The sequence below is a fragment of the Acetanaerobacterium sp. MSJ-12 genome, from assembly GCF_018917875.1.
Taxonomy (GTDB): domain Bacteria; phylum Bacillota; class Clostridia; order Oscillospirales; family Ruminococcaceae; genus Bittarella; species Bittarella massiliensis.
Window position 1 is genome coordinate 1 of record NZ_JAHLPK010000027.1, and the last position, 509, is coordinate 509.

Here is a 509-nt window from a genome sequence, read left to right on the forward strand (position 1 = left end):
GCTGCTCAATTTCAATGTACTCATTTACTGTATGTGCTAGATTTTCTTTTGAAGGCCCTATACCAAGAGTCTTGATGTTAGCCTCTCCTGCATAGTGACTGCCATTGGTGCAGAAATTATATTCAGTAATGGAAGGATTAAAACCCATAGCCTTTATTTCAGCGTAAACAACTTGAACAAATTCTTCCCTTTCATCATAGAGCCAGCCCGGGAAGAATCTCTCTCCCTCAATTTCATTGCCAGTATAGCACATTTCCTTTCCTATAGAATAGGAAGCCTTAACCTTAAGCTGAGGATCCTTTTTCATCATCTCTTCAAGAAGTTCTGTTATAGGTGCCAATACACTTTCTTTTGTTTCTCCTACTAAAAGTCTTCTGTCATATGTAGCTCTACAGTACTCAGGTACTACTGACGCTCCAGGATAAGGACTTGACTTAATATCTGTAAGCTCTAGGATACCATCTCCTAAAACCTCATGGTGTGTTGGCTTTAAGGTTCTTATAGCTTCG

1 protein-coding gene is annotated in these 509 nt (G+C 39.5%); it reads right to left on the reverse strand.

The genetic code is table 11. From position 1 onward, the window contains the following. Positions 1–509 (reverse strand): peptidase dimerization domain-containing protein (locus KQI11_RS13065; RefSeq protein ID WP_216402430.1); only part of this gene is annotated, 509 nt, incomplete at both ends.